A 1960-nucleotide genomic window follows, 5' to 3' on the forward strand; every position below is an offset into this window, starting at 1 on the left:
CCTGCGCACCCCCCGCGGCGGCTCCTCGCGCCAGACCCTGCTGGTGATCGACAAGGGCCAGGTGCGCTCGCGCCTGCTCAGCCCCCGCGAGGGTGCCCGGCTGATGGGCCTGCCCGAGCCCTATCGCCTGCCCAAGAGCGCCACCGCCGGCCTGCACGTGATCGGCGACGGCGTGGCCGCCCCGGTCGTGCGCTGGCTGTCGGAGGGGCTTTTGACTCCTCTAGCCTTCAGGAAATCTGCGCCGCTCGCCGCCGAATGAGCCGCTGACACAGGAATTCCCACGCTCTAAGGTGACTTTGAACGGAAGCACGCTTGTTTCTGGTCCAATCAAACTCCGTTTCCCCGGCGAAGGCCGGGGCCCAGGTGAAGCCCACGAGCTGCTCTGGATGAATCTGGATCCCGGCCTTCGCCGGGAAAGCGGAGCGGGATTGGATCGGATTCAATGACGGCGCTTCCCTGAACATCGCCGCCCCAACTTCAAGCGAGACTTCCCATGGACGACGCCTCCTCGATCTACGACGCCGCGCGGTTCAAGCGCGCCGGGCGCGGCAAGATCTACGACTCGATCCTGGACACGGTCGGCGACACGCCGCTGGTCCGCCTGCCCAACCTGACCGCCGAGCTGAAGCCCAAGGGCACGGTGGTGGCCAAGCTGGAGTTCTTCAACCCGCTGGCCTCGGTCAAGGACCGCATCGGCGTGGCGATGATCGAGTACCTGGAAGCCAAGGACCTGCTGAAGCCGGGCGGCGTGATCGTCGAGCCGACCAGCGGCAACACCGGCATCGCCCTGGCCTTCGTGGCCGCCGCCAAGGGCTACAAGCTGACCCTGGTCATGCCCGAGAGCATGTCGATCGAGCGCCGCAAGATGCTGCTGCTGCTGGGCGCCAAGCTGGAGCTGACCCCGGCCGAGAAGGGCATGCGCGGCGCCGTCGCCCGCGCCCAGGAGATCATCGACGCCACCCCCGGCGCGGTGATGCCTCAACAGTTCGAAAACACCGCCAACCCGCTGATCCACCGCGTCTCGACGGCGGAGGAGATCTGGAACGACACGGCCGGCGCCGTGGACGCCGTGGTCTCGGGCGTCGGCACCGGCGGCACCATCTCGGGCGTCGGCCAGGTGCTGAAGGCCCGCAAGCCGTCGGTGAAGATGATCGCTGTCGAGCCGGAAGCCTCGGCCGTGCTGTCGGGCGGCGCGCCCGGCCCGCACAAGATCCAGGGCATCGGCGCCGGCTTCGTGCCGGGCATTCTGGATCGCGGCGTGATCGACGAGGTCATCCAGGTGAGCAACGACGACAGCTTCGCCATGGCCCGCAAGGCGGCCTCGACCGAAGGCCTGCCCGTCGGCATCAGCTCGGGCGCGGCCCTGACCGCGGCCTTCGACCTGGCCCTGCGCGACGAATATGCCGGCAAGCTGATCGTGGCGATCATCCCCAGCTTCGCCGAGCGCTACCTGTCGACGGCTCTGTTCGAAGGGCTGTGATCTAGATCGCGGCGGGGACGTTGGGACGCCATGAGCGACGTCTTCGACCCCGCCAAGCGCTCGGCCGTGATGGCCCGGATCAAGAGCCGGGACACCCAGCCCGAGCTGCTGCTGCGCCGCCTGCTGACCGGCCTGGGCGCGCGCTATCGCCTGCACCGCAAGGACCTGCCCGGCTCGCCCGACGTAGCCATGCCGGGCCGGCGGTTGGCGATCTTCGTCCACGGCTGCTTCTGGCACGGCCACGACTGCCCGCGCGGCGCGCGGGTGCCCAAGGCCAACCGCGACTACTGGCTGGCCAAGGTCGCACGCAACGTGGCCCGAGATGGGCGGAACGTCGCCGACCTCACCGCCGCCGGCTGGCGGGTGGAGACGGTGTGGGAGTGCCAGATGAAGGATCAGGAAGCGTTGCGGGAGCGGTTGGCGAGGCTGCTTGAAGAAACCGCGCCTCAGCAATCCCCCTCAGTCGCTCCGCGACAGCTC

At 68.9% G+C, this 1960-nt stretch carries 3 protein-coding genes; all 3 read left to right on the forward strand.

The features are described 5' to 3' along the window. Positions 1-259, forward strand: a 259-nt coding sequence (locus WAL33_RS18380; protein ID WP_422183066.1) for a DNA cytosine methyltransferase, incomplete at its 5' end; no start/stop codon positions are given. A gap of 234 nt (positions 260-493) precedes the next feature. Further along, on the forward strand, positions 494-1480 hold the full coding sequence (gene cysK / locus WAL33_RS18385; RefSeq protein WP_422183068.1) for a cysteine synthase A: 987 nt from the start codon (positions 494-496) through the stop codon (positions 1478-1480). A 30-nt stretch (positions 1481-1510) separates the two neighbouring features. Beyond that, on the forward strand, positions 1511-1960 hold a 450-nt coding region (locus WAL33_RS18390), incomplete at its 3' end, for a very short patch repair endonuclease (RefSeq protein ID WP_422183070.1).

Source organism: Caulobacter sp., assembly GCF_049283275.1.
Taxonomy (GTDB): Bacteria; Pseudomonadota; Alphaproteobacteria; order Caulobacterales; family Caulobacteraceae; genus Caulobacter.

What these genes read in the sequence shown, in the direction of transcription:
- cysK (WP_422183068.1), top strand. Translation starts at nt 494, where the DNA reads ATGGACGACGCCTCCTCGATCTACGACGCCGCGCGGTTCAAGCGCGCC.